This window comes from Pseudomonas paeninsulae, assembly GCF_035621475.1.
GTDB classification, from domain to species: Bacteria; Pseudomonadota; Gammaproteobacteria; order Pseudomonadales; family Pseudomonadaceae; genus Aquipseudomonas; species Aquipseudomonas paeninsulae.
Genome location: NZ_CP141799.1, coordinates 5,051,004 through 5,070,998, shown reverse-complemented (window position 1 = coordinate 5,070,998; position 19,995 = coordinate 5,051,004). Strand labels below are relative to the sequence as shown.

Below are 19,995 nucleotides of genomic sequence, written 5' to 3'. Positions count from 1 at the left end.
TTTAAAACAAAGGCGCCTAAAGGCGCCCTTTGTTTTTTCTGGCAGCGCGCTAGAATGCGCGCCGATAAGTACTGTTATGCGAGGCGAGGTACTTGTCCGAACCAGCGTGAGAAGCGGCTGGTGACTTTGCCCTGCAAGGTCATTTGAATTTCCCCCGGCGATGTACGAAAGATTACGTAGCTGGGCTATAACTAACCTGCTTTTCGCAAGTCATGAGGTTGAACATGAGCGACGAAGATCTGGAACAAGACGAGCTCGAAGGAGCTGACGAGAACAGTGGCGCGGAAATGGCTGCCGCCGATGACGTCGACAGCGGTGATGACGATGGCGACGAAGTCGTCAGCACGGGCAAGAGCAAGGCCAAGGCCAAGGCGGCGGTCAGTGTTGAGGAGCTGCCGAGCGTCGAAGCCAAGCAGAAGGACCGCGATGCCTTGGCGCGCGCCATGGAAGACTATCTGGCCCGCGGCGGCAAGGTGCAGGAGGTCGAGCCCAACGTGGTTTCCGACCCACCGAAGAAGCCTGACAGCAAATACGGCAGCCGCCCTATCTAAGCGGTTTGCAGGCTTGGCCTATACCCAGCTATGCAGCAGCGCGGGTAATTCGGCCAGGCTGCGGATTTCGCCATCGGCGCGCTTATCGCCTTCCCAGACTTTGCCTTGCGGGTTGAACCAGATCGCCCGCAGGCCGGCAGCCTGGGCGCCGGCGATATCGTCGCTGGGGTGGTCGCCGATATGCACGGCGTGCTGCGCGGCAACGCCTGCACGCTTGAGTGCTTCCTGGAAAGGCTTGGGATCGGGTTTGCCGACCCCGAGTTCTTCCGCGCACAGGGCGAACTGGAAATAGTCGGCCAGGCCCAGGCGGCGTACATCGGCATTGCCATTGGTAATCACCCCGAGCTGGAAGCGATTGGCCAGGGTCTCCAGGGTCGGGTGTACTTCGGCGAACAGCTCGACCTGATGGCGTGCGGCGAGAAACACCTGGAAGCCATATTCGGCTAGCGCCACGGCCTCGTTGGGGGGGTAGCCGGCGCCTGCCAGGGCGTCGTGCAGGATACGCCGGCGCAGTTCGCTGAGGCGATACTTGAGCGATGGTTCGGCGTGCAGCAACCGCGCGCGAATTGTCCACAGGTGTTCGACCGGCACCGCGCCAAGGCGTGGCGCGTGCAGCGCCAGCCAGTTACGCAGCGTCGCTTCGGCGTCCAGCATCACCGGGGTTACGTCCCAGAGGGTGTCGTCGAGGTCGAAGGTGATCAACTTGATGGTCATTCGCTGCTGCCTTTGCGTTTGGCCCGTGGGTGGGCCTTGTCATACACCGTGGCCAGGTGCTGGAAATCCAGGTGGGTATAGACCTGGGTGGTGGCGATATCGGCATGCCCGAGCAGCTCCTGCACCGCGCGCAAGTCCTGCGAGGACTCCAGCATATGGCTGGCGAAGGAATGGCGCAGCATGTGCGGGTGCAGATTCTGCCCGAGTTCGCGCACCCCGGCCTGACGCACGCGCAGTTGCACCGCGCGCGCGCCGAGCCGGCGACCTTGCTGGCTGGTGAATACCGCACCATCCCCCGGGTTGGCCAGGGCGCGCAAGGGCAGCCACTGTTCCAGGGCCTGGCGCGCCATGCGCCCGACCGGTAACTCGCGGGTCTTGTTACCCTTGCCCAGTACTCGCACCAGACCGTCGCCCAGGTCTAGGTTGTCGAGGTTCAGGCCGACCAGTTCGGACAGGCGCAGGCCGGAGGAATAGAACAGCTCGAGCATGGCCTGATCGCGCCGGGCGATGAAGTCGTCCTCGACCGCGCCATCGAGCAGCTGAGCGGTGCGATCGGCATCCAGGGTTTTCGGCAGGCGCTGCGCGCCTTTTGGCGGCGACAGGCCGCTGGCCGGATCATTCTGGCAATGACCTTCGCGGATCAGGTAGCGGTAAAGGCCGCGCGTGGCCGAAAGCAGGCGCGCCAGGCTGCGGCTGGACTGGCCCTCGAGATTCAGGTGGGCGATCAGCCGGCGCAGGCGTGCGGTGTCCAGCGCGGGCCATGCGGCGATCTGCTCGCGCTCGCAGAAGGCGAGGAGCTTGGCCAGGTCGCGGCTGTAGCCGTCGAGGGTGTGCCTGGAGACTTGGCGCTCGCTGCGCAGGTGCTCGAGGTAGGCGTCCAGTTGCTCTTGCATGGAAGCTCCCGGCGTAGGATGGGTTGGGCCGCGCAGGTTAGCGGCGCAGAGCACAGATTTCAGGCGCTAAGCGATGGTGGCTCGGCGTGTAATCCATCGGGCTATCTGTCGAGCAATGATGGGTATCGCTTCGCTCAACCCATCCTACGGGCTTGTCGCTGTGTTTATCTCACCGAACGCAGCGGCGTGGCGAAGCGCGGCAGGACCCGGGCCAGGACTTCGGCGATATAGCCGAGGAACAGGGTGCCCAGGGAGCTCTTGTAATGCTGCGGGTCGACACTACCGATTGCCAGCACACCATGCAGGCCCTGATAGGACAGCGCGACCACGGCTGCCGAGCCGACTTGCTTGGCTTCACTTTCGCCAAACAGGAAGTTAAGTTCATGTTCGCGCAGCACGCCGCAGATGGTCTTGCCGCCGGCCAGCAGTCCGCCGATGGCCTGATGTGCTTCGGCGCTGCTGACCGAACGGCCGACCGCTAGCGGCGTATCACTGAACAGGATCAGGCTGACGAAGGGCACCTGGAACTGGTGGCGCAGGCTGTCTTCCACAGTGCTGACCACCTCTTCGAGGCTGGCTGCATCGAGCAGGTCGAGCACCAGGTGGCGGGTCTTGTCGAACAGGCGGTCGTTGTCGCGGGCCACATCCATCAACTGCGAGAGGCGGTGGCGCATCTCGATATTGCGCTCGCGCAGCAGCGTCACCTGGCGCTCGACCAGCGAGATGGTGTCACCGCGCTGGTGCGGAATACGCAACTCGGGAATCAATTCATCGTGGTCGACGAAGAACTCCGGGTGCAGGCGCAAATAGTCGACGACCGCAGCCGAGTCGAGGTCGTGTGGTTTAGGCGAATCCTGCTGGTCGGTCATAGGCGAACCTGTCCTTCGTACACGCGCATCGCGGGTCCGGTCATCATAACGGGCTGGTCCGCGCCTGCCCACTCGATCAACAACTTGCCGCCGGGCAGTTCGAGCTGAACTGGCGAGTCCATCCAGCCTTGGCCAATCGCCGCCACTGCCGCCGCGCAGGCGCCAGTACCGCAGGCCTGAGTCTCGCCCGCGCCGCGTTCCCATACACGCAGCTTGGCATGCTGGCGATCGATGATTTGCAGGAAGCCGACGTTGACCCGCTGCGGAAAGCGCGGGTGGTGTTCCAGCTTCGGCCCCAGCTCATGTACCGGTGCGCTGTCGACGTTGTCGACGCGCAGCACGGCATGCGGGTTGCCCATGGACACGGCGGCCAGCTCGAACGCTTGGCCCTCGACCTCGACGCAGTAACTCAAGGCTTGCTGATCGGCCTGGAAGGGAATTTGCGCCGGCTCCAGGCGCGGCGCGCCCATGTTCACGCTGATCTGGCCGTCGGGGCGCACGTCGAGTTCGATGATGCCGCCCTTGGTTTCCACGCGGATCTGCTTCTTCATCGTCAGCCGCTTGTCCAGCACGAAGCGGGCGAAGCAGCGTGCGCCATTGCCGCACTGCTCCACTTCCGCGCCATCGGCGTTGAAAATGCGGTAGCGAAAGTCGACGTCCGGATTGCTCGGCGGTTCCACCAGCAGCAGTTGATCGAAGCCGACGCCGGTGTGGCGATCGCCCCACTGCTTGGCGTTCTTGGACTGGATATGCGCGTGCTGGCTGACCAGGTCGAGAACCATGAAGTCGTTGCCGAGGCCGTGCATTTTGGTAAAGCGCAATAACATCAGGGTGCCCTTATGGTGCTGGCGGCAGACGGCTTTCGCCCGCAAAGAGTTCGCTGAGGGGCTCGCGACGACGCACTTCGAAGGCCTGGTCGCCATCCACCATCACCTCGGCGGCGCGGCCGCGGGTGTTGTAGTTGGAGCTCATGACGAAGCCATAGGCGCCCGCCGAACACACGGCCAACAGGTCGCCTTCGGCCAGCGCCAGGTCGCGATCCTTGGCCAGGAAGTCACCGGTCTCGCAGATCGGTCCGACGATATCGTAGTTGCGCGTCGCGCCATCGCGCGGCTGCACGGGCACCACGTCCATCCAGGCCTGGTACAGCGCCGGGCGGATCAGGTCGTTCATCGCCGCGTCGACGATGGCGAAATCCTTGTGCTCGGTGTGCTTGAGGTACTCGACCTGGGTCAGCAGTACGCCGGCATTGGCGACGATCGAGCGACCCGGCTCGAACACCAGGGCCAGGTCGCGGCCATGGATCCGTTCACGCACGGCCTTGATGTAGTCGCCGGCCAGCGGCGGCTGCTCGTCGCGGTATTGCACGCCGAGGCCGCCGCCGAGGTCAATGTGGCGCAGGTGGATGCCACAATCGGCGAGGCGGTCGATCAGCGCCAGCAGGCGGTCCAGGGCATCGAGGAAGGGCGGCAGGCTGGTCAGTTGCGAGCCGATATGGCAGTCGACACCGACCACTTCCAGGTTCGCCAGCTGGGCGGCGCGGATGTACACGTCCTCGGCGTCGGCGATGGCGATGCCGAACTTGTTTTCTTTAAGGCCGGTGGAGATGTACGGGTGGGTGCCGGCGTCTACATCGGGATTGACCCGCAGCGACACCGGCGCTTTCACGCCCAGTTCGGCAGCGATCAGCTGCAGGCGCTCCAGTTCATCGGTGGACTCGACGTTGAAGCAGTGCACGCCGACTTCCAAGGCGCGACGCATGTCGTCACGGCTCTTGCCGACGCCGGAGAAGACGATCTTGTCGGGCTCGCCGCCAGCGGCCAGGACGCGTTCCAGCTCGCCACGCGAGACGATGTCGAAGCCGGCGCCGAGACGTGCCAGGACGTTCAGTACGCCCAGGTTGGAGTTGGCCTTGACGGCGAAGCAGACCAGATGTGGCATGCCTAGCAAGGCGTCGGCATAGGCGCGGTATTGCGCCTCGATATGCGCTCGCGAGTAGACGTAGGTCGGCGTGCCGAAGCGTTGGGCGATGGCGGACAGAGCCACGCCCTCCGCGAACAGCACGCCGTCGCGGTAGTTGAAGGCGTTCATCAGCTGTCCTTATTCGTTTTGCGCGGGCACGGGCTTGCTGTCTTCCGGGAGGAACAGCGGGCCTTTCTGGCCGCAGCCGGCAAGCAGAGTGCTGATGGCGACAAGCGCGATAAGGGCAGTAAGCAGCCGCTTCATGGTGAAGTCCTTGTTAAAAGCATAATTGCGCCGGAGTATACCGGCCCCCCGACGCCTTGCCTATGCGCCAGGATTCCCGTCCGGCGGGGCTTTGCCCGCGTTCAGGGAGAGGTGCGGATCATGCGCATAGAGCACGGTATACTGCGCTCGATGCTTACTCGACCCGCTATGCTGGACTCGCGAAGCAACCTTCGAGCGCTACGTTGCGTTCGGTTCAGATGCTCCCGTCTGGCCATCGCGCGCAACGATGTCCCGGAGAGCCTGGCATTTTTCTGCACTACCTGAATTTTTCGAGGACATCCGCAATGAGTTTGACTGAAGCCCGCTTTCACGATCTGGTCGATACCGTACAGCAAGCGGTGGAAGACATTTTCGATGACAGCGATCTGGATCTCGACCTGGAAAACTCTGCGGGTGTACTGACCGTGCGTTTCGAGAATGGCACGCAGCTGATCTTCAGCCGTCAGGCGCCGATCCGTCAGTTGTGGCTGGCGGCCCGCTCCGGCGGTTTCCACTTCGACTACGAGGAAGCCAGCGAGCGTTGGATTTGCGACAGCAGCGATGAGCTACTGAGTGAAATGCTCGCACGCATCACCCTGGAGCAATCTGGAGCCAGCCTTGAGTTTGAAGAGCTCTGAGCCGGCAGGCGCTTCGCCCAAGCCGGCTGAACCGCTAATCGCCTCGCCGTGCGTGCGCCAGTGCTGCCTGAACGAGCGAGATATGTGCCTGGGTTGTGGTCGTTTGCTCAACGAGATTCTCGAATGGGGTAGTGCCGATCATTCGCGTCGACGGCTCATTTGCCATGCTGCCCAGGCGCGTTTGCAGCAACGTCAAGGCTGATCTGCCGGCCTTGTTTATTTGAACGGCTGTGATACGGTCGACCCGACTAGCGCAAAACCCCGTCTCTAGCAGACGGGGTTTTGCTTTTTAAGCATTCCGTAAAGGAGAGTTGAGCTGACCATGACCAGTGCACCGTCAATTACTATTACCCGTCTCGATTTGCAGCGGTTGGAACGTTTGCTCGACAGCCTGGAGGAGTTCGGCCCGGGTGCTGCCGCCCTGCAGGCCGAACTGGATCGGGCTGAAGTGATTGGCCATGACCAGGTGCCGGCTGGGTTGGTTACCATGAACTCGCGGGTGCATTGTCGCGAAGAAAGCAACGGCAAGGACTATCACCTGACCCTGGTTTACCCGCAGGACGCCGGCAAAGACGGCTGTGTGTCGATTCTCGCACCGGTGGGCAGCGCACTGCTGGGGCTGAGTGTCGGCCAGCATATCGACTGGATCGCGCCCGGCGGCAAGGAATTGAAGCTGACCCTGTTGGCGGTGGAATACCAGCCAGAAGCGGCCGGTGAATACAGCCGCTGAACGGCAGTCGGGCAGACCCTGGCTGCCTGCGCCTCGGCGCGCTTGATCAGGTTTTTTCCAGCGCCGTGTTGAGTGCTGCTTCCAGGCGAGCTTTGTAGCGCAGGTAGTGAATGGTCTGGGCGTGTCCGTCGCCGAGTACGGCGGACAGGTCGAGGTCGGTGATGTAGCACGGGTAGCGCTCGCCCTCGCGGCGTTGGGCGAGGATATGCCGGGCCACGGCGGCGAACAGGTCGCCGGCATACTCCAGTTCGGAAAACTCTCGGTGGTTGCAATACAGGGTCACGTTGGCGCGCTTGCCCTCGACCGGTTCGACAATCGCCTGCACATCGTAGAAAGGGTGGCTTGCGGGCGCTTGCGGCGGCGGGCGCAGCTCCACCTGGCGGGCCCGTTGCGGCGCCGCCGGGAGTACTTCGTAATAGAGCACCTCCAGCGCGCTCAACGGTGCCGGGCTGTCCAGTGGCAGCAAGGCGTTGCGCCGGTACAGCAGCGACTGCAGGAAGCGCTGCAGCGGCTTCAGCAGGCTTTGCTCGTCGCGAAACGGCATGCTCTGCCGCCATAGCGCGTTGTGTTCGTCGAGCAGGGTCAGTTCGGCCTGACCACTATTTTCGTGGCGACGGTAGAACACCTGGATGCACTCGGGGCGGCCGAGCGGCAGGATCAAGGCCAGGTCGTCGCCTTCCAGCGCGTTGCGGTCGAGGTGCAGCAGGCTATAGCCCGATTGCTCCTTGCCGAGGTGTTCGAGCAGCGCCGGCATGCCCGTCAGTGCAGTGTGGCTGACTTGCCCGGGGGTCAGTTCGAGCAGGTGGTATTGCTGCTTGATTTGCAGCAGGTAACGGTTGTGCTGGGTGCCCGCGAGGTTATCCAGAGTGTCGCGAAACAACTCCTCGACCCGCTCGGCGATAGTCGTGGCGCGGTTGCGGCAGAAGCAGCGTACCCGCAGGTTGGGTTTGCTGCCGCTGGCCGGCAGGCTGTTGAGAAAATCGCGCAGGCAGTCGAGCAGTGCATGGGGGCCGTCATAGCGGCTGACCAGCAGTTCGTTCCAGCTGTTCAGGCTGACCTGATCGATGGTTAGAATCAGGTTCTCGCGCACCCCGGAATAGCCCAGGGCATCGGTCCGCTCGGTGGTCATGTGCACATTCATCTGGCTGTGCTGCTTGAGCGGGTCGATGCCGACATTGACCAGCAGCAGCACTGCGCCGGGTACGCGGGCGCGCAGCAACGCGCTTTCTTCGATTGCTGGCAGCGGCAGCGGCACAGTCTGTTGCAGGCTGGTGAGCAGATTGGACAGCTCGAACTCGCTCAGGTCGCTGTCGCCAGGATGCAGCGACAGTCGCGTGCTGCTGTCGATCACGCCATTGCGGTGGCACCAGGCAAGCAGTTCAACCAGTTCGCGGGCGCGCTTGAGCGGGGCGAAGTCCGCGCACTCCTGGGCGCCGAGGCTGCCGCCAAACAGGGCCCACTGATTGCCCTCGCTGGCCTCGGTTCTTGGCACCTGCATCAGGGTCAGAGTGTCTTCGCCCAAGTCCGGGGCGATGCCAGGGTTGATGAATTCGATCTTGCCGGCCTTGCGCTCGAAGGCGGCATACAGGCGCCGACCCAGCACGCCGAGGTCGCGGCTGTTGAGCGAGCTGCCAGCCTGGGCGTCGCGGGCGAACTGGGAGAGGAAGCGGTAGCTGTAAGTCAGTTCGTTGACCAGCGCGCGGCGCTCGGCGCTGACCTGGCGCACCTTCCACTGGCTGCGGCTGTCGAGCATCGCCAGTTGCCGGCTGTCCCAGTTCCAGTCGCTGGTCAGGCGCTCGAGTAGCAGGCGTTGCCAACTTTTGTGGCGGTCGCGCGGCGGCCGGCTGAGTTTTTTATTGATCTTCAGGTACAGGCAGCGGCGGATCAGCTCCAGCCGCTCGGTTTCGCCGCGCCCGCTGAGGTATTCCTCCAGGCGGCGGTAAACCACGATGTAAGGGTCGAGTTCGTCGAGGTCGAGTCGATTGCAGAAGACTGCTTGCTTGAAACGCAACGCCAGGCATTGAACCTTGGGGTGTTCGCTGGCGTAAACCTCGGTAAGCAGCAGCTTGAGCACCGACTTGTACGGCGACTCGATGCCCTTGGACAGCTGCCACATACCCGCGCCGATGAATTCGCTCGGTGGAATCTGCGCCAGGTGACCAAGGTCGAGCACTTCCTCGGCGCGGATGAAGCGCTTGCTCAGCAGGATGCCGATGTAAGCGTGATAGCGCTGCTCCTCATACACCGGCACCAGCCACCAGAGCGGGGTGCGCCCGGCCAGCCAGATCGCCGTGCGGTAGAACTCGTCGAGCAACAGGTAGTGCTGAGTGGTGCCGCAGTCGTCCGAGGTCAGTTGCGCCTCGCGGTCGCCGACGGTAAAGCGCACCGGGTCGATCAGGAAGAAATGCGCTTCGGCGCCCTGGGTCGCCGCCCAGGCTTCGAGCTGGTCACACTTCTTGCGCAGTTCGGCGATTTCCTGGGCCTTGAGGTCGGGCGCGTGACAGACCCACAGGTCCATGTCGCTTTGCTCGGCCTGGGCCACGGTGCCCAGGCTGCCCATCAGGAACAGCCCGTGGAGCGGCTGTGCGCTGTTACCGCGGCGTGCCTTGTAGGCGAAGGAGCGGGTCAGTCTTTGCGCTTCGGCGAGCAGATCGTCGTCAGGCTCGAAGCCGCTCAGTCCGGCCGGTGTCAGTCCGGACACATAGCCCGGCAGCAACGGATGATTGACGTGAAACAACAGCGGCAGCAACTTCAGGACCAGCTGCTGGCGTGTCGACAGTGCCTGCATGGCGCGCTGCAGGCGGCCGTCATTAACCTTGAGAAAGCGTGCGCGCAGTTGAGCCAGCACCTTGCGGTCGATACCGTCATCGATATCCGGGCGAATTTCCTGGGTACGGCTCATGCGCAGGCTCGGCGGGCAATGTGCCACGACGGCCAGTCAGTCGTGGCGAGGTGCGGGTAGGAGCGCCATAGCGCCCACGCCATTGCCCGCTTGCGCAGGCGGCGCGGGCCGTGCCGGCGGGTCAGGCGGTTTCTTTTACATTGAGAATGGTCAGCAACACTTGTGCGTGTTCGGCCGCCTCCAGCCCCAGGCTGGTCAGGTAACCGCCATCGTCCTGGGTGACCAGGCCTTTGGCGTGCAGGCGTTTGGCCGCAGCAATCGCTTGCGGGGCGGCAACATGGTGAACCTTGAGGCCTTCCTGGGTGTTGCCCAGGTTAAACAGGGCGAGAAGATCCAGTTCGGCAACCAGCTCAGGGGTAAAGGACATAAGTGCTCCAGGCTCTTGTAAACAGGGGCCGGGCACTGCTGGTGCCCGGCTGGTTGAGTCCCGCGTGAATGAAGCGAGGCGCGGGTGTGTGCAGTGTAGCGAGCCGCGAGATTGTCCGCAGGACTAAGCGACTAGCGTCAGGACGTTTCTTGCGGTAATTGCGGCAGTACACGCAGGGCTTGCTCGTAAGCCGCGCCATCGAATGGCCGATCCTCGTCGAGCATGGCCTTGATCTCATGGGCCAGCACCATCGCCATCAGTTGCAGGATTTCTCCACGCTCGTAGCCGACCAGGCTCAGCTTGTTCAAGGTTGCCAAGGCGGCAGGCGGTTCTGCGGCCTCGATCTGATTCTCGATGGCCTGGATCAGCGCTTCTTCGGCAAAGGCCTCGTCTTCGTTTTCGTCGTGTTCGCTCATGCTTGGCTTATCCGTGGACTGAGCGTGCAGTGTGCCAGCGTGACAGCGCCTGCGCCATTCACTGACTTGATTCGGCTGGCTGGCTGGCGTACCCGGGGTTATAACTTTAGCTATCCATCCGCTGGCCTGGAGCCTGTCACCATGTTCAAACTATACGGATTTGCCGTTAGCAACTACTTCAATATGGTCAAGCTGGCCTTGCTGGAGAAGGGGCTGGAGTTCGAGGTCGTGACCCTTTACGGCAACCAGAGCGACGAATTTCTCAGTATCAGTCCGCGTGGCAAGGTACCGGTGCTGGGGGTCGAGCAGGGCTTCATCAACGAGACCAGTGCGATCCTCGAGTATCTGGAAGATGGCGCTGCAGGCAAGGCGTTGCTGCCCCGCGAGCCATTCGCCCGTGCCCAGGTGCGCACGCTGATGAAGGAGATCGAGCTGTATATCGAGTTGCCCGCGCGGATTGGTTACCCGCAAGCATTCTTCGGTGCGGAGATTTCCTCTGCCTTGAAAAACAAGTGCAAGGCCGAGCTGTTGGCCGGTATCGACACGCTCAAGCGTCACGCCAGCTTTACCCCATATGTGGCGGGCGATAGCTTCAGCCTCGCCGATATCTACTTCCTCTACAGCATCGACCTGGCGTGTGGGGTGGCGAAGAAACTGTTCGGTATCGATCTGCTGGCCGACTTCTCAGAGGCCCACGAGCTGCTCGTGCTGCTCAACCAGAACCCGCACGTCAAACGCATCGCCGCGGATAAAGAGGCGGGGATGGCGGGGTTTATTGCGATGGCTCAGGCCAAGGCCAAAGGCTGAATGTGCGCACAATCTGCAATTGCCGACCCACTGCGCTGAATTGACGCAGTGACTGGCGCGGCCTCCTGCATTGAGTCAGGCCAATGGCTTCGCCTTCGACCTGGACGGTGACAGCAAGACCCACGGCCAGCGCGCCGAGCGCGTGCTGCACCGCGACAGCCTGAGAAAAACCGCGGTCAACTTCGGCGTCAGCCATCTGCGCGCGCGCGATTTTATCCTCGGCGATCTGATCGACGTCTCCAGCCAGCGCTTGTCCGAGGCGCAACTGGGCTTCAACCACGGCCGGCGTATTGGCCGCGCCTTCGACGCGCAGCGCAGTGGTGATCCGTACGGCGGCGAGCCGGTCGCCCACTACAACAAGTACAGCCTGACCCTGAGTTACCTGCAGCCCTTCCAGCTATGGGGCGAGTCGCTGAGTTTCGACAGCCTGCTCAGCGGCCAGAAGAGCGAGAGTGGCCGGGGTCAGGTCTTGTCTTTTGCTTTTTCCAAGAAGACCTGACCCCTGTGTCTTCGTTCATGGCTGGCTTATCTGCAGTGTGCCAGCGCCGAGTCGGCATGCAGCGGTTCTGCTGCCATCGCTTTGCGCAAACGCCGCGCCCGCGCCGCTCGGCCAGCTGTGTCGGGCGCTCAGAACCTTCCCGGCCAGGTTCGGTTTGCTCTACGCAATGGCAGGCCGGACGGTAACGACGCGCGCGACGTGAGGCGCAGTATTGATCGGTGTCAATATGCCACTACATGGTATGCGGTATTGGTAAGACCGCTAGGGCCACCCTCCAGCTAATCAGGCTTTATGGCTATGGCCGTGCATGGCCTGTTCCCTTGTGGCCTGAAGGATCGTGAAAAAGTCCTCGATTACGGCGACCGTCTCCAGGTGCCAGCCGCTGACGTTGTGCCATGTCAGAAATGGAGCCATTTGGCTCACTAAACTCCCCCTGGTTTGTGTAGCTCCCGTTCACAACCTTTGAGCGCCATTTGCGGCGAGACGCAAAAAAGGAGAACTGTTGACCCTGACGTTAGAACGTTTTTATGGAGGGAGTCGCCATGCCAACTGAAGTGGCCGAGGTACACCCGAAACGGGCATCGCAGAGCCGTTGGCCACGGTTCAATGTCAACCAAAAAATGGTGATCAATTTTTTGGTGATATTGCTGGTCGCTGTCGCCAATGTGATCGTGGTGCAAACGATGCTGCGCGACCTCAAAGGGGTGGCGGAGACGGTTGGTCAAGCCGGCAAGTTACGCGTGCTGAGTCAGAAAATCGCCTTCGAAACCAGCCTGGTGTTACGCCTGGAAGGGCACAGGCAAGAGCAGGCCGTCGCCACCATTGACGCCTTCGAAATGCATTTGAGTGGCCTGGAGCTGGGCGGCAACGTATTTAGCCATAACGCCATGACCTTATCGACACAGATAACCCCGTTGGTGGCGTCGATCCGGCCGAAGTGGCACTCCTATCGCAGTCACATCGAATCTCTTCTCGAAATGCGTACCCTCCCTGGAGAGGTGACCGCCGAGTTGGCTCGCGTCCACACCGAGGCGGGACAACTGCTGAAAATTGCAGAGGCGATTGTTCAGGCGTTGACCATTGAGGCGCAGCAAACACAAGAACGCGGCCTGCAGGTGGTCTACGCGCTGGTGGTGGTGGATGTATTAGTGCTGTTTGGCATTTTCCTGCTTGCCCGCAAGCAGATTGTCCACCCGCTTCGCGACCTGGCCCGGTACAGCCGAAGGCTCGGTGCGGGGGATTACGGCGTACGCTCGAATTTTTGCGGCACTGACGAAATAGGTGAGTTGGCCGCAGCCTTCAATTTCAGTGCGCAGCAGATTGAAGAATTGATTACCAGTATCGACCTCGATCGGCAGCGCTTACAGCGGGCAGAGTCGATCTTTCGGGGGCTCGCGGAAAATTCGGTGGTGGGCGTGTACATCGTCCAGGAGCACAGGTTTCAATATGTCAATTTGAAAATGGCCGAGATGTTTTCCTATACCCAAGGCGAGATGATCGCGTCGCTGGGCGTTCTCGACATCGCCAGCGAGGCCGATCGCAACCTGGTTGAATCGAATATTCAGAAACGCCTGTTCGGCGAAGCCCGTGCGGTTAACTACGAAATGCAAGGCCGGAAAAAGGATGGCGCAACCTTCGATGTAGAGGTGTTTGGCTCAAAGATGGACGTCGACGGTAAGACCGCCACGATCGGCATCATGCTCGATATCACCGAGCGCAAGCGGGACGAGCGCGCGTTGAAGGTGTTAAGCGCTTGTAATCAGGCGCTGATTCGCGCCACCGATGAGTCTGCGTTACTGACCGAAATTTGCGGCATTGTGCAGCAGCTAAGCGGGCACCCTTTTGTCTGGGTCGGTTATGCAGATGATGAGGCGAGCAAGTTGGTGCGACCCGCGGCCAAAAAGGAGGCGGTGGACGGGGCGCTGCCCTTCACGGTCGGTGAGTTAAGTTGGGATGATTCGGCGCGTGGCAGTGGCGTTACCGGAACCGCCATCAGAACGGGTCGTACCGCCGTTATAAAATATGGGCAAAGCAACATGCAGTATCCGCCGTGGCGTGATTTTTTGATCAAGCATGGCATCCAGTCGGGCATGGCGTTGCCGCTCATAACAGAACGTAAAGTTATTGGTGCGCTGACCATCTATGCGCAGGACGCCGCGGCCTTTACCGCCAGTGAAATCAGGATAGTGGAGGAGCTGGCCGGCAGTTTGGCTTACGGCATTACCGCGTTGCGGGCTAATTCCGCACGCCAGGGCTATGCGCAACAACTCATGCATCAGGCCACTCACGACGTGCTGACCGGCTTGGCCAACAGGAGCTTGCTGAGTGACCGTATCAAGCAGGCGATCGCCTCGGCAGAGCGTAGCGGGCGGGCGGCAGCCTTGTTGTTGCTCGACCTCGACGGTTTCAAAGTGATTAACGACAGCCTGGGTCATCCGGCCGGTGATGCATTGTTGCAGGCAGTCGCCGAGCGGCTGTGTTCCCTGGTGCGCAAAGCCGACACGGTGGCGCGTATGGGCGGCGACGAGTTTGTCATCGTGCTTCCCGGTCTGGTGAAAGTGGCGGATGCCAGTCTTGTCGCGGGAAAAATTCTGAGTGCGCTTGCCAGCCCCTTTGTGATCGACCGCCAGGAGTTGCATATCGGGGTCAGCATCGGTATCAGCCTCTATCCTCAGGACGGTACGCGCGAGGAGGTGTTGCTTAAAAATGTCGACTTGGCCATGTACCGGGCCAAGTTTGAAGGACGCAATCAGTTCCACTTCTATACGGAAGAACTAAATATCCATAGCCGGGAACGGCTGGCGCTGGCGTCCGACCTGCGTTTTGCTCTGGAGCGTGATGAGCTGCTGTTGCATTACCAGCCGCAAGTGGATCTGCCCAGTGGTGAGATCGTTGGCGTCGAGGCCCTGCTGCGCTGGCAACACCCCGCGCGGGGGCTTCTTTCGCCCGCGCAGTTCATCCCCATCGCCGAGGAGAGTGGACTCATTATTCCCATTGGCGCCTGGGTGATTAAGACCGCCTGCGCCCAGCAGCAGGCCTGGCGGGCGGCAGGATTACCCCCGGTCAAGGTCGCGGTGAATATTTCTGCGCATCAGCTCCGCCGCCACGATCTGCTCGCCGTCGTGGCAGAGGCTTTGCAAGAAACCGCTATGGAAGCCCGTTACCTGGAGTTGGAACTTACCGAAACCGCGATCATGCAGGAGCCAGAAAAGATCATCCCTGTGCTATTGGAATTCAAGGCGCTGGGTTTGCATCTGGCCCTAGATGATTTCGGCATGGGTTATTCCTCGCTCAACTACCTGCGCCAGTTTCCGCTGGATAATCTGAAAATCGATCGATCGTTCGTCAACGATCTGACGTCGAGCGCGCACGGCGCAAGCATTGTCAAAACCATTATTTCGCTGGCTCACAACCTGGATCTGAAAGTCATTGCCGAGGGCGCGGAGACGAAAGCGCAGTTGGATGTGTTGCGCACCTACGGTTGCGACGAAGTGCAAGGTTTCTATTTCAGTAAGCCCATACCGGCCGCTGAACTGGCGTGCCTGTTTAGTTCATGGACGGGTATTTGAAGTCGGGCCGGCGGCAAATAATTAATAACAACAATAAAGGGAGCGGCACATGAGAGTACTTAATAACTTCAGCATCAAGACCCGCCTTATAGCGTTGATCGGTCTTTTGGCGCTGTTGATGGTTGTCATGGGCGCGTTAGGGCTCAAGGGTATGTTCAACTCCAACACGTCACTCAATGGCGTCTACCGTGACCAATTGGTTGCCACGGGCAAGATTGGTCAGATCATGAGCTTGCTGCGAGATAACCGTATCCAAGGGCTTCTCGCCCTACAGCATGACCCACGAAGCGGCTATAAGTCGCTGCATCAGCACCCGGTCGACCTGCATATCGATATGATCGACGGCAATATCGAGAAAATCGGCGCTATCTGGCAAGCCTACATGGCTGGTTCCAGAGGACGTGAGGAGCAAGCGTTGGCGCAGGACTTCGCCAGCAAGCGAGCGATCTTCGTCAGCGATGGCCTGCGCGCGGCCATTGCGGCTGTCACTGGCGGCCAGTTTGATGCAGCCGGCAGTCTCACATTGAACCGCCTCGAGTCGACCTTCTCTGCGGCGGCCGCCGCTGCGGAGGCGCTTCTGCAGCTGCAACTGGATTTGGCCAAGGCGGAGTTTGCCGCGGCTGAAAACGAGTACCGCCTGATCCGCACTAGCATGCTTGTCCTGCTTACCGTGGCTATTAGCCTCGGTATCGCCCTGGCCTGGGGCATCATTGCCGCCATCAGCCGCGCCGTTGCCGAACTCGAGCGGGTCAGCGGGCAGATGGCTGAAGGCGATCTTACTGTTCAGGCGAACTACCAGGGTAACGACGAACTGGGCCGAATTGCGCGTGCCTTCAACCTTATGCGCGAGCGTTTTCACGGCATGCTGCTGCAGCTTTCCGCCGCCACCACTCAGCTTGCAGCCGCGGCGGAAGAGACGTCCACGGTGAACCAGCAAACCGGCGCGGGCATTCGTCGGCAACAATCGGAGATCGAGCAGGTGGCAACGGCCATGCATGAGATGGCTGCCACCGTTCAGGAGGTGGCGCGCAGCGCTGCCGGGGCTGCAGAGGCGGCACAAAAGGCAGATCTGGAAGCCGCAGATGGGCGCCAGGAGGTCAGTCGAACCATCGATGCCATCGATTTCCTCGCCAAGGAGGTGGAGCAAGGGTCGGCTGTCATCCTTCAGCTGGAGCAAGACACTGACAAGATAGGTGGCGTGCTGGAGGTGATCCGCGGTATTGCCGAGCAGATCAATCTGTTGGCCCTCAACGCCGCTATTGAGGCCGCACGCGCGGGAGAGCAGGGTCGTGGTTTTGCAGTAGTGGCCGACGAGGTGCGTACCCTGGCTTTGCGTACGCAGCAATCAACCGGCGAAATTCAGACGATGATCGAACATCTACAAACGGGTTCCGCCAATGCGGTGAAGGTCATGGGCGCTAGCCGCAACCGGGCCCAGGACAGCGTAAAGCAGGTGGCTCGAGCCGGCACGACGCTGGAGTCCATCACCCGTGCCGTTGCCACCATCAACGACATGAATGGCCAGATCGCATCCGCCGCCGAGGAGCAAAGCTCCGTCGCCGAGGAAATCAACCGTAATGTCGTCACGGTCAGCCTGGTCGCCGAACAGACAAGCGTGGGTGCGCAGCACACTGCAGCCGCCAGCGAAGAGCTGGCACGCTTGGCCGAGCAATTACAGGCATTAGTTGGCCAGTTCCGTATCTGAGGAAATCTAGGCTTAGGGGGCGGGCCTGCCGAGTTGGCAGTTGATCACGATGCCCGGTATCCCCTCGGATGGACTGATGACGAGTACTTTTTCCTCGCCGCCGGGCAGGGCGACGCGCAGCCGTTCTTCCCGAGGGAGGGGGCGGCGAACGGCTGTTTCATCAAGGCTATGCACTCGTTAGGGGTTGCAAGTGCTGTTCAATCGCCAGTTGCAGCCACTGCATTTGGCTAGCCCGCCATCGGTACGTCAGTCAACGGCAAACGGCCCTTTCAGGAGGGCGCGTTTGCGTCCTGGCGCGGGGTTCGCTCGTCATTGCCATTGCCATTGCCAATGCCGGAACGGACCGCAGGCGCTCCTGGTGCAGCGGGCAATCAAGGCGGCGCAGCCGCCGGGCGGCGGGAACGGCGGCTGTGCGGGTGAGCGCCGCGGGTTTGCCAGAACAGCAGTGGCAGCGCGCCGAATGCCAGGCTCCAGCAGCCGGCGGCGAACAGCAGCCAGGCGGGGTCGGGCTGGCCCAGCAGCGGCGGCAGTATCCGCGCCAGGGCGGCGGCGCTGAGCAGGCCGGCGAGGCTGTGAACCCAGGGCTGTGCGTTGGCATCGCGGAAGCGGTAGAGCAGGCGTGTGCGGGCCATTACGCCGAGGGTCAGGGTGCCCAGTGCGCCGACGCCGATGGCATGCAGCGCCGCGTCCAGCGGCAGGGGCGTGCCGGCCAGGGTCAGTCCGACCAGCAGCAGGCCGGCTATCAGCCAGGCATAGCCGACCAGCAGCACCAGCAGGTCGGCGCGCCGCCAGCACAGCCAGGGGCGCCAGCGTAACAGGCGCAGCAAGGCCAGCAGGCCGGCACCGATCAGCAGCAGGCCGCTGGCCTGTCCGGCCTGGGGCCAGGGCCACGGGGCGAGCAGCAGCGCCAGCAACAGGCAGGTCAGTATCCCGCCTTCCAGGCGCGGCTGAACCCTGGCGTCGAGGGTGCGGCCCTGGCTCTGCGCATAACCGGCCAGCGCCGGGACGATGATGCGTCCGCCCATGAAGAACAGCAGGGTGGCGAACAAGAGCAGGGCTTCGCGAAGCAGGGCCGGCGTCAGGGCGGCGCTGTATGGCGGGCCGATCAGTACGCTGAGCAGGGCGAGGCCGGCCACCAGCGGCGCCACCATCTGGTTGCGCCACTTCTTCGCCACGCCGAGGAAGCGCGGCACCACCTTCCAGCTCAGTCCGGCAGCAAACAGCGCGGCCGCCAGACCGGCGGCCCAGGAGCCCGGCCAGAACAGGAACAGCAGGCGCGCCGCCAGCCAGCACGTCAGCAGACCGAGGGTAATGGCGCGGGGTTGGGGGCCGAGCAGGTAGCCGGCGACCACCGCGAGGGCAAAGCCGAAGAGCATTTCATGGGCGTGACCGGCGGCACTGACCAGGCCCGGCAGGGGCGGCAGATGATCGAGCAGGCCGAGCACGGAAAGCGGCAGCAACAGCGCCGCATAGACGGCGGCGGCTGGGAAGAACCAGGCGTTGGCGAAGGCAGGCGGCCTGTCAGCGTTCATCGGCGTCTCGTATGAGGGTGGGCAGGCCAAGCGTGGCCCGCCCGCCTGGGCTCAGCGGTTAGCCAGCAGCGCCTGGCCGCGCTTGACCGCCGCGCGCACCTGGTTCGGTGCGGTGCCGCCGATGTGGTCGCGGGCATTCACCGAGCCTTCCAGGGTCAGTACCGCAAACACATCCTGTTCGATCTGATCGCTGAACTGGCGCAGTTCGTCCAGGCTCATTTCGGCCAGGTCCTTACCGCTGTTGACGCCGTGCTTCACCGCATGGCCGACGATCTCATGGCAGTCGCGGAACGGCAGACCCTTGCGCACCAGGTAGTCGGCCAGATCGGTGGCGGTGGAGAAACCGCGCAGTGCCGCCTCACGCATGATTGCGTGCTTGGGCTTGATCGCCGGAATCATGTCGGCGAAGGCGCGCAGGCTGTCGCGCAGGGTATCGGCGGCGTCGAACAGCGGTTCCTTGTCTTCCTGGTTGTCCTTGTTGTAGGCCAGCGGCTGACCCTTCATCAAGGTCAGCAGGCCCATCAGCGCGCCGAATACGCGTCCGGTCTTGCCGCGCACCAGTTCGGGTACGTCGGGGTTTTTCTTTTGCGGCATGATCGAGCTGCCGGTGCAGAAGCGATCCGGCAGGTCGATAAACTGGAACTGCGCGGACGTCCACAGCACCAGCTCTTCGGAGAAGCGCGACAGGTGCATCATCGCGATCGATGCCGCGGCGCAGAACTCAATGGCGAAGTCGCGATCGGAAACGCCGTCCAGCGAGTTGCCGCCGACGGCGTCGAAGCCGAGTAGCTGGGCCGTGACTTCGCGCTGGATCGGGTAGGTGGTGCCGGCCAGTGCGGCGCTGCCCAGGGGCATGCGGTTGGTGCGCTTGCGGCAATCGACCAGGCGCTCGTAATCGCGGCTGAGCATTTCGAACCAGGCCAGCAGGTGATGACCAAAGGTCACCGGCTGGGCGGTTTGCAGGTGGGTGAAGCCAGGCATGATGGCCTCGGCTTCGCGCTCGGCTTGCTCCAGCAGGCCCTGCTGCAGGCGGCTGATTTCGGCGAGGATCAGATCGATCTCGTCGCGCAGCCACAGGCGGATATCGGTGGCGACCTGGTCGTTACGGCTGCGCCCGGTGTGCAGCTTCTTGCCGGTCACGCCGATGCGGTCGGTGAGGCGCGCTTCGATGTTCATGTGCACGTCTTCCAGGTCGACGCGCCAGTCGAACTGGCCGGCTTCGATCTCGAGCTGGATCTGGGTCAGGCCATCAATGATGCTGTCGCGTTCGGCATCCGTCAGCACGCCGACCTTGGCCAGCATGGTCGCATGGGCGATGGAGCCCATGATGTCGTGGCGATACAGGCGCTTGTCGAATTCGACGGAGGCGGTGAAACGGGCGACGAAAGCGTCGACGGGCTCGCTGAAGCGGCCGCCCCAGGATTGATTGGTTTTTTCAGTGCTCATGGGCTTCGCTCGGCTAATGCGCTAAAACAGGCGGGCCGCAGGTGGCGGCCGGCATGGCGGAAAAAGTCCGTCGATAATAACAGGCTGGCGGGCAAAATCGCCGGGTCGGTTTGTCGGCCGCTGCGTACGAC

At 62.2% G+C, this 19,995-nt stretch carries 19 protein-coding genes and 1 pseudogene; 9 read left to right on the top strand and 11 right to left on the bottom strand.

The features are described 5' to 3' along the window. Positions 1-224: 224 nt before the first annotated feature. Positions 225-551, top strand: coding sequence for a transcriptional regulator SutA (sutA, locus tag VCJ09_RS23370; protein ID WP_324732383.1), 327 nt, complete (start codon positions 225-227; stop codon positions 549-551). Between the two features lie 18 nt (positions 552-569). Here sutA and VCJ09_RS23365 read toward each other — a convergent pair whose 3' ends face one another. From VCJ09_RS23365 to lptM, 6 genes are all read right to left on the bottom strand, one after another. Beyond that, positions 570-1,265, bottom strand: coding sequence for an HAD family hydrolase (locus tag VCJ09_RS23365; protein ID WP_324732382.1), 696 nt, complete (start codon positions 1,263-1,265; stop codon positions 570-572). Next, a complete protein-coding gene (gene xerC, locus VCJ09_RS23360) occupies positions 1,262-2,158 on the bottom strand; it encodes a tyrosine recombinase XerC (RefSeq protein ID WP_324732381.1) in 897 nt (298 codons plus the stop codon). The genes VCJ09_RS23365 and xerC overlap by 4 nt, the downstream gene beginning before the upstream one ends. 164 nt (positions 2,159-2,322) lie before the next feature. Beyond that, positions 2,323-3,027: a DUF484 family protein gene (locus tag VCJ09_RS23355; protein ID WP_324732380.1), complete on the bottom strand. Its 705-nt coding sequence runs from the start codon at positions 3,025-3,027 to the stop codon at positions 2,323-2,325. Further along, complete coding sequence (dapF, locus tag VCJ09_RS23350) at positions 3,024-3,854, bottom strand: diaminopimelate epimerase (RefSeq protein WP_324732379.1); 831 nt, start codon at positions 3,852-3,854, stop codon at positions 3,024-3,026. Before dapF ends, VCJ09_RS23355 begins: the two co-directional genes overlap by 4 nt. A 10-nt stretch (positions 3,855-3,864) precedes the next feature. After that, positions 3,865-5,118 (bottom strand): diaminopimelate decarboxylase, encoded by a 1,254-nt coding sequence (gene lysA, locus VCJ09_RS23345; RefSeq protein WP_324732378.1) that lies wholly within the window; start codon positions 5,116-5,118, stop codon positions 3,865-3,867. 9 nt (positions 5,119-5,127) lie between these two features. Next, positions 5,128-5,253 (bottom strand): LPS translocon maturation chaperone LptM, encoded by a 126-nt coding sequence (lptM, locus tag VCJ09_RS23340; protein ID WP_324732377.1) that lies wholly within the window; start codon positions 5,251-5,253, stop codon positions 5,128-5,130. Positions 5,254-5,558: 305 nt separating this feature from the next. On the opposite strand from lptM, the gene cyaY reads away from it, so the two are divergent. The 3 genes from cyaY (at position 5,559) to rnk (ending at position 6,621) form a co-directional block, all read left to right on the top strand. Continuing rightward, the gene (gene cyaY / locus VCJ09_RS23335) at positions 5,559-5,891 is read left to right on the top strand and encodes an iron donor protein CyaY (protein ID WP_079203827.1); all 333 of its coding nucleotides are present in this window, start codon (positions 5,559-5,561) and stop codon (positions 5,889-5,891) included. After that, positions 5,827-6,093, top strand: a complete 267-nt coding sequence (locus tag VCJ09_RS24935; RefSeq protein WP_407692994.1) for a DUF1289 domain-containing protein — start codon at positions 5,827-5,829, stop codon at positions 6,091-6,093. The genes cyaY and VCJ09_RS24935 overlap by 65 nt, the downstream gene beginning before the upstream one ends. Positions 6,094-6,213: 120 nt before the next feature. Further along, positions 6,214-6,621, top strand: a complete 408-nt coding sequence (rnk, locus tag VCJ09_RS23325) for a nucleoside diphosphate kinase regulator (protein ID WP_324732376.1) — start codon at positions 6,214-6,216, stop codon at positions 6,619-6,621. A gap of 46 nt (positions 6,622-6,667) precedes the next feature. Here the strand turns inward: rnk and VCJ09_RS23320 are convergent, their stop codons facing one another. The 3 genes from VCJ09_RS23320 to VCJ09_RS23310 all read right to left on the bottom strand — a co-directional run bounded on the left by VCJ09_RS23320 (position 6,668) and on the right by VCJ09_RS23310 (position 10,306). Beyond that, positions 6,668-9,523, bottom strand: coding sequence for a class I adenylate cyclase (locus VCJ09_RS23320; RefSeq protein ID WP_324732375.1), 2,856 nt, complete (start codon positions 9,521-9,523; stop codon positions 6,668-6,670). Positions 9,524-9,644: 121 nt separating this feature from the next. Then, positions 9,645-9,890: a TIGR02647 family protein gene (locus VCJ09_RS23315; RefSeq protein WP_324732374.1), complete on the bottom strand. Its 246-nt coding sequence runs from the start codon at positions 9,888-9,890 to the stop codon at positions 9,645-9,647. A 137-nt stretch (positions 9,891-10,027) separates the two neighbouring features. Then, the gene (locus tag VCJ09_RS23310) at positions 10,028-10,306 is read right to left on the bottom strand and encodes a hypothetical protein (RefSeq protein WP_324732373.1); all 279 of its coding nucleotides are present in this window, start codon (positions 10,304-10,306) and stop codon (positions 10,028-10,030) included. 141 nt (positions 10,307-10,447) lie between these two features. On the opposite strand from VCJ09_RS23310, the gene VCJ09_RS23305 reads away from it, so the two are divergent. From VCJ09_RS23305 to VCJ09_RS24925, 5 genes and pseudogenes are all read left to right on the top strand, one after another. Then, the gene (locus VCJ09_RS23305) at positions 10,448-11,113 is read left to right on the top strand and encodes a glutathione S-transferase family protein (protein ID WP_324732372.1); all 666 of its coding nucleotides are present in this window, start codon (positions 10,448-10,450) and stop codon (positions 11,111-11,113) included. A gap of 70 nt (positions 11,114-11,183) precedes the next feature. After that, positions 11,184-11,612, top strand: coding sequence for a ShlB/FhaC/HecB family hemolysin secretion/activation protein (locus tag VCJ09_RS23300; RefSeq protein WP_324732371.1), 429 nt, complete (start codon positions 11,184-11,186; stop codon positions 11,610-11,612). Between the two features lie 542 nt (positions 11,613-12,154). Continuing rightward, on the top strand, positions 12,155-15,181 hold the full coding sequence (locus tag VCJ09_RS23295) for an EAL domain-containing protein (protein WP_324732370.1): 3,027 nt from the start codon (positions 12,155-12,157) through the stop codon (positions 15,179-15,181). A 49-nt stretch (positions 15,182-15,230) separates the two neighbouring features. Next, positions 15,231-16,025 (top strand): annotated as a pseudogene (locus VCJ09_RS24930) (Tar ligand binding domain-containing protein); the annotation flags it as partial. Further along, positions 16,023-16,886: a methyl-accepting chemotaxis protein gene (locus VCJ09_RS24925; protein WP_407693056.1), complete on the top strand. Its 864-nt coding sequence runs from the start codon at positions 16,023-16,025 to the stop codon at positions 16,884-16,886. The pseudogene VCJ09_RS24930 and the gene VCJ09_RS24925, both read left to right, overlap by 3 nt. Positions 16,887-17,257: 371 nt before the next feature. On the opposite strand, the gene VCJ09_RS23285 is transcribed toward VCJ09_RS24925, so the two are convergent. Both VCJ09_RS23285 and argH read right to left on the bottom strand, forming a co-directional pair. Beyond that, the gene (locus VCJ09_RS23285; protein ID WP_324732368.1) at positions 17,258-18,418 is read right to left on the bottom strand and encodes an NnrS family protein; all 1,161 of its coding nucleotides are present in this window, start codon (positions 18,416-18,418) and stop codon (positions 17,258-17,260) included. Positions 18,419-18,469: 51 nt separating this feature from the next. Continuing rightward, entirely contained in the window at positions 18,470-19,864 is a 1,395-nt protein-coding gene (gene argH / locus VCJ09_RS23280; RefSeq protein ID WP_324732367.1) for an argininosuccinate lyase, read from the bottom strand. Positions 19,865-19,995: the final 131 nt, after the last annotated feature.

Bases quoted from the DNA above. Each gene is read 5' to 3' on its own strand.
- sutA (WP_324732383.1), top strand. From the start codon at position 225: ATGAGCGACGAAGATCTGGAACAAGACGAGCTCGAAGGAGCTGACGAG.
- VCJ09_RS23285 (WP_324732368.1), bottom strand. From the start codon at position 18,418: ATGAACGCTGACAGGCCGCCTGCCTTCGCCAACGCCTGGTTCTTCCCA.
- VCJ09_RS23320 (WP_324732375.1), bottom strand. From the start codon at position 9,523: ATGAGCCGTACCCAGGAAATTCGCCCGGATATCGATGACGGTATCGAC.
- VCJ09_RS23365 (WP_324732382.1), bottom strand. From the start codon at position 1,265: ATGACCATCAAGTTGATCACCTTCGACCTCGACGACACCCTCTGGGAC.
- argH (WP_324732367.1), bottom strand. From the start codon at position 19,864: ATGAGCACTGAAAAAACCAATCAATCCTGGGGCGGCCGCTTCAGCGAG.
- dapF (WP_324732379.1), bottom strand. From the start codon at position 3,854: ATGTTATTGCGCTTTACCAAAATGCACGGCCTCGGCAACGACTTCATG.
- VCJ09_RS23310 (WP_324732373.1), bottom strand. From the start codon at position 10,306: ATGAGCGAACACGACGAAAACGAAGACGAGGCCTTTGCCGAAGAAGCG.
- xerC (WP_324732381.1), bottom strand. From the start codon at position 2,158: ATGCAAGAGCAACTGGACGCCTACCTCGAGCACCTGCGCAGCGAGCGC.
- VCJ09_RS23355 (WP_324732380.1), bottom strand. From the start codon at position 3,027: ATGACCGACCAGCAGGATTCGCCTAAACCACACGACCTCGACTCGGCT.
- VCJ09_RS24925 (WP_407693056.1), top strand. From the start codon at position 16,023: ATGCGCGAGCGTTTTCACGGCATGCTGCTGCAGCTTTCCGCCGCCACC.
- lysA (WP_324732378.1), bottom strand. From the start codon at position 5,118: ATGAACGCCTTCAACTACCGCGACGGCGTGCTGTTCGCGGAGGGCGTG.
- cyaY (WP_079203827.1), top strand. From the start codon at position 5,559: ATGAGTTTGACTGAAGCCCGCTTTCACGATCTGGTCGATACCGTACAG.
- VCJ09_RS23295 (WP_324732370.1), top strand. From the start codon at position 12,155: ATGCCAACTGAAGTGGCCGAGGTACACCCGAAACGGGCATCGCAGAGC.
- VCJ09_RS23305 (WP_324732372.1), top strand. From the start codon at position 10,448: ATGTTCAAACTATACGGATTTGCCGTTAGCAACTACTTCAATATGGTC.
- VCJ09_RS23315 (WP_324732374.1), bottom strand. From the start codon at position 9,890: ATGTCCTTTACCCCTGAGCTGGTTGCCGAACTGGATCTTCTCGCCCTG.
- lptM (WP_324732377.1), bottom strand. From the start codon at position 5,253: ATGAAGCGGCTGCTTACTGCCCTTATCGCGCTTGTCGCCATCAGCACT.
- rnk (WP_324732376.1), top strand. From the start codon at position 6,214: ATGACCAGTGCACCGTCAATTACTATTACCCGTCTCGATTTGCAGCGG.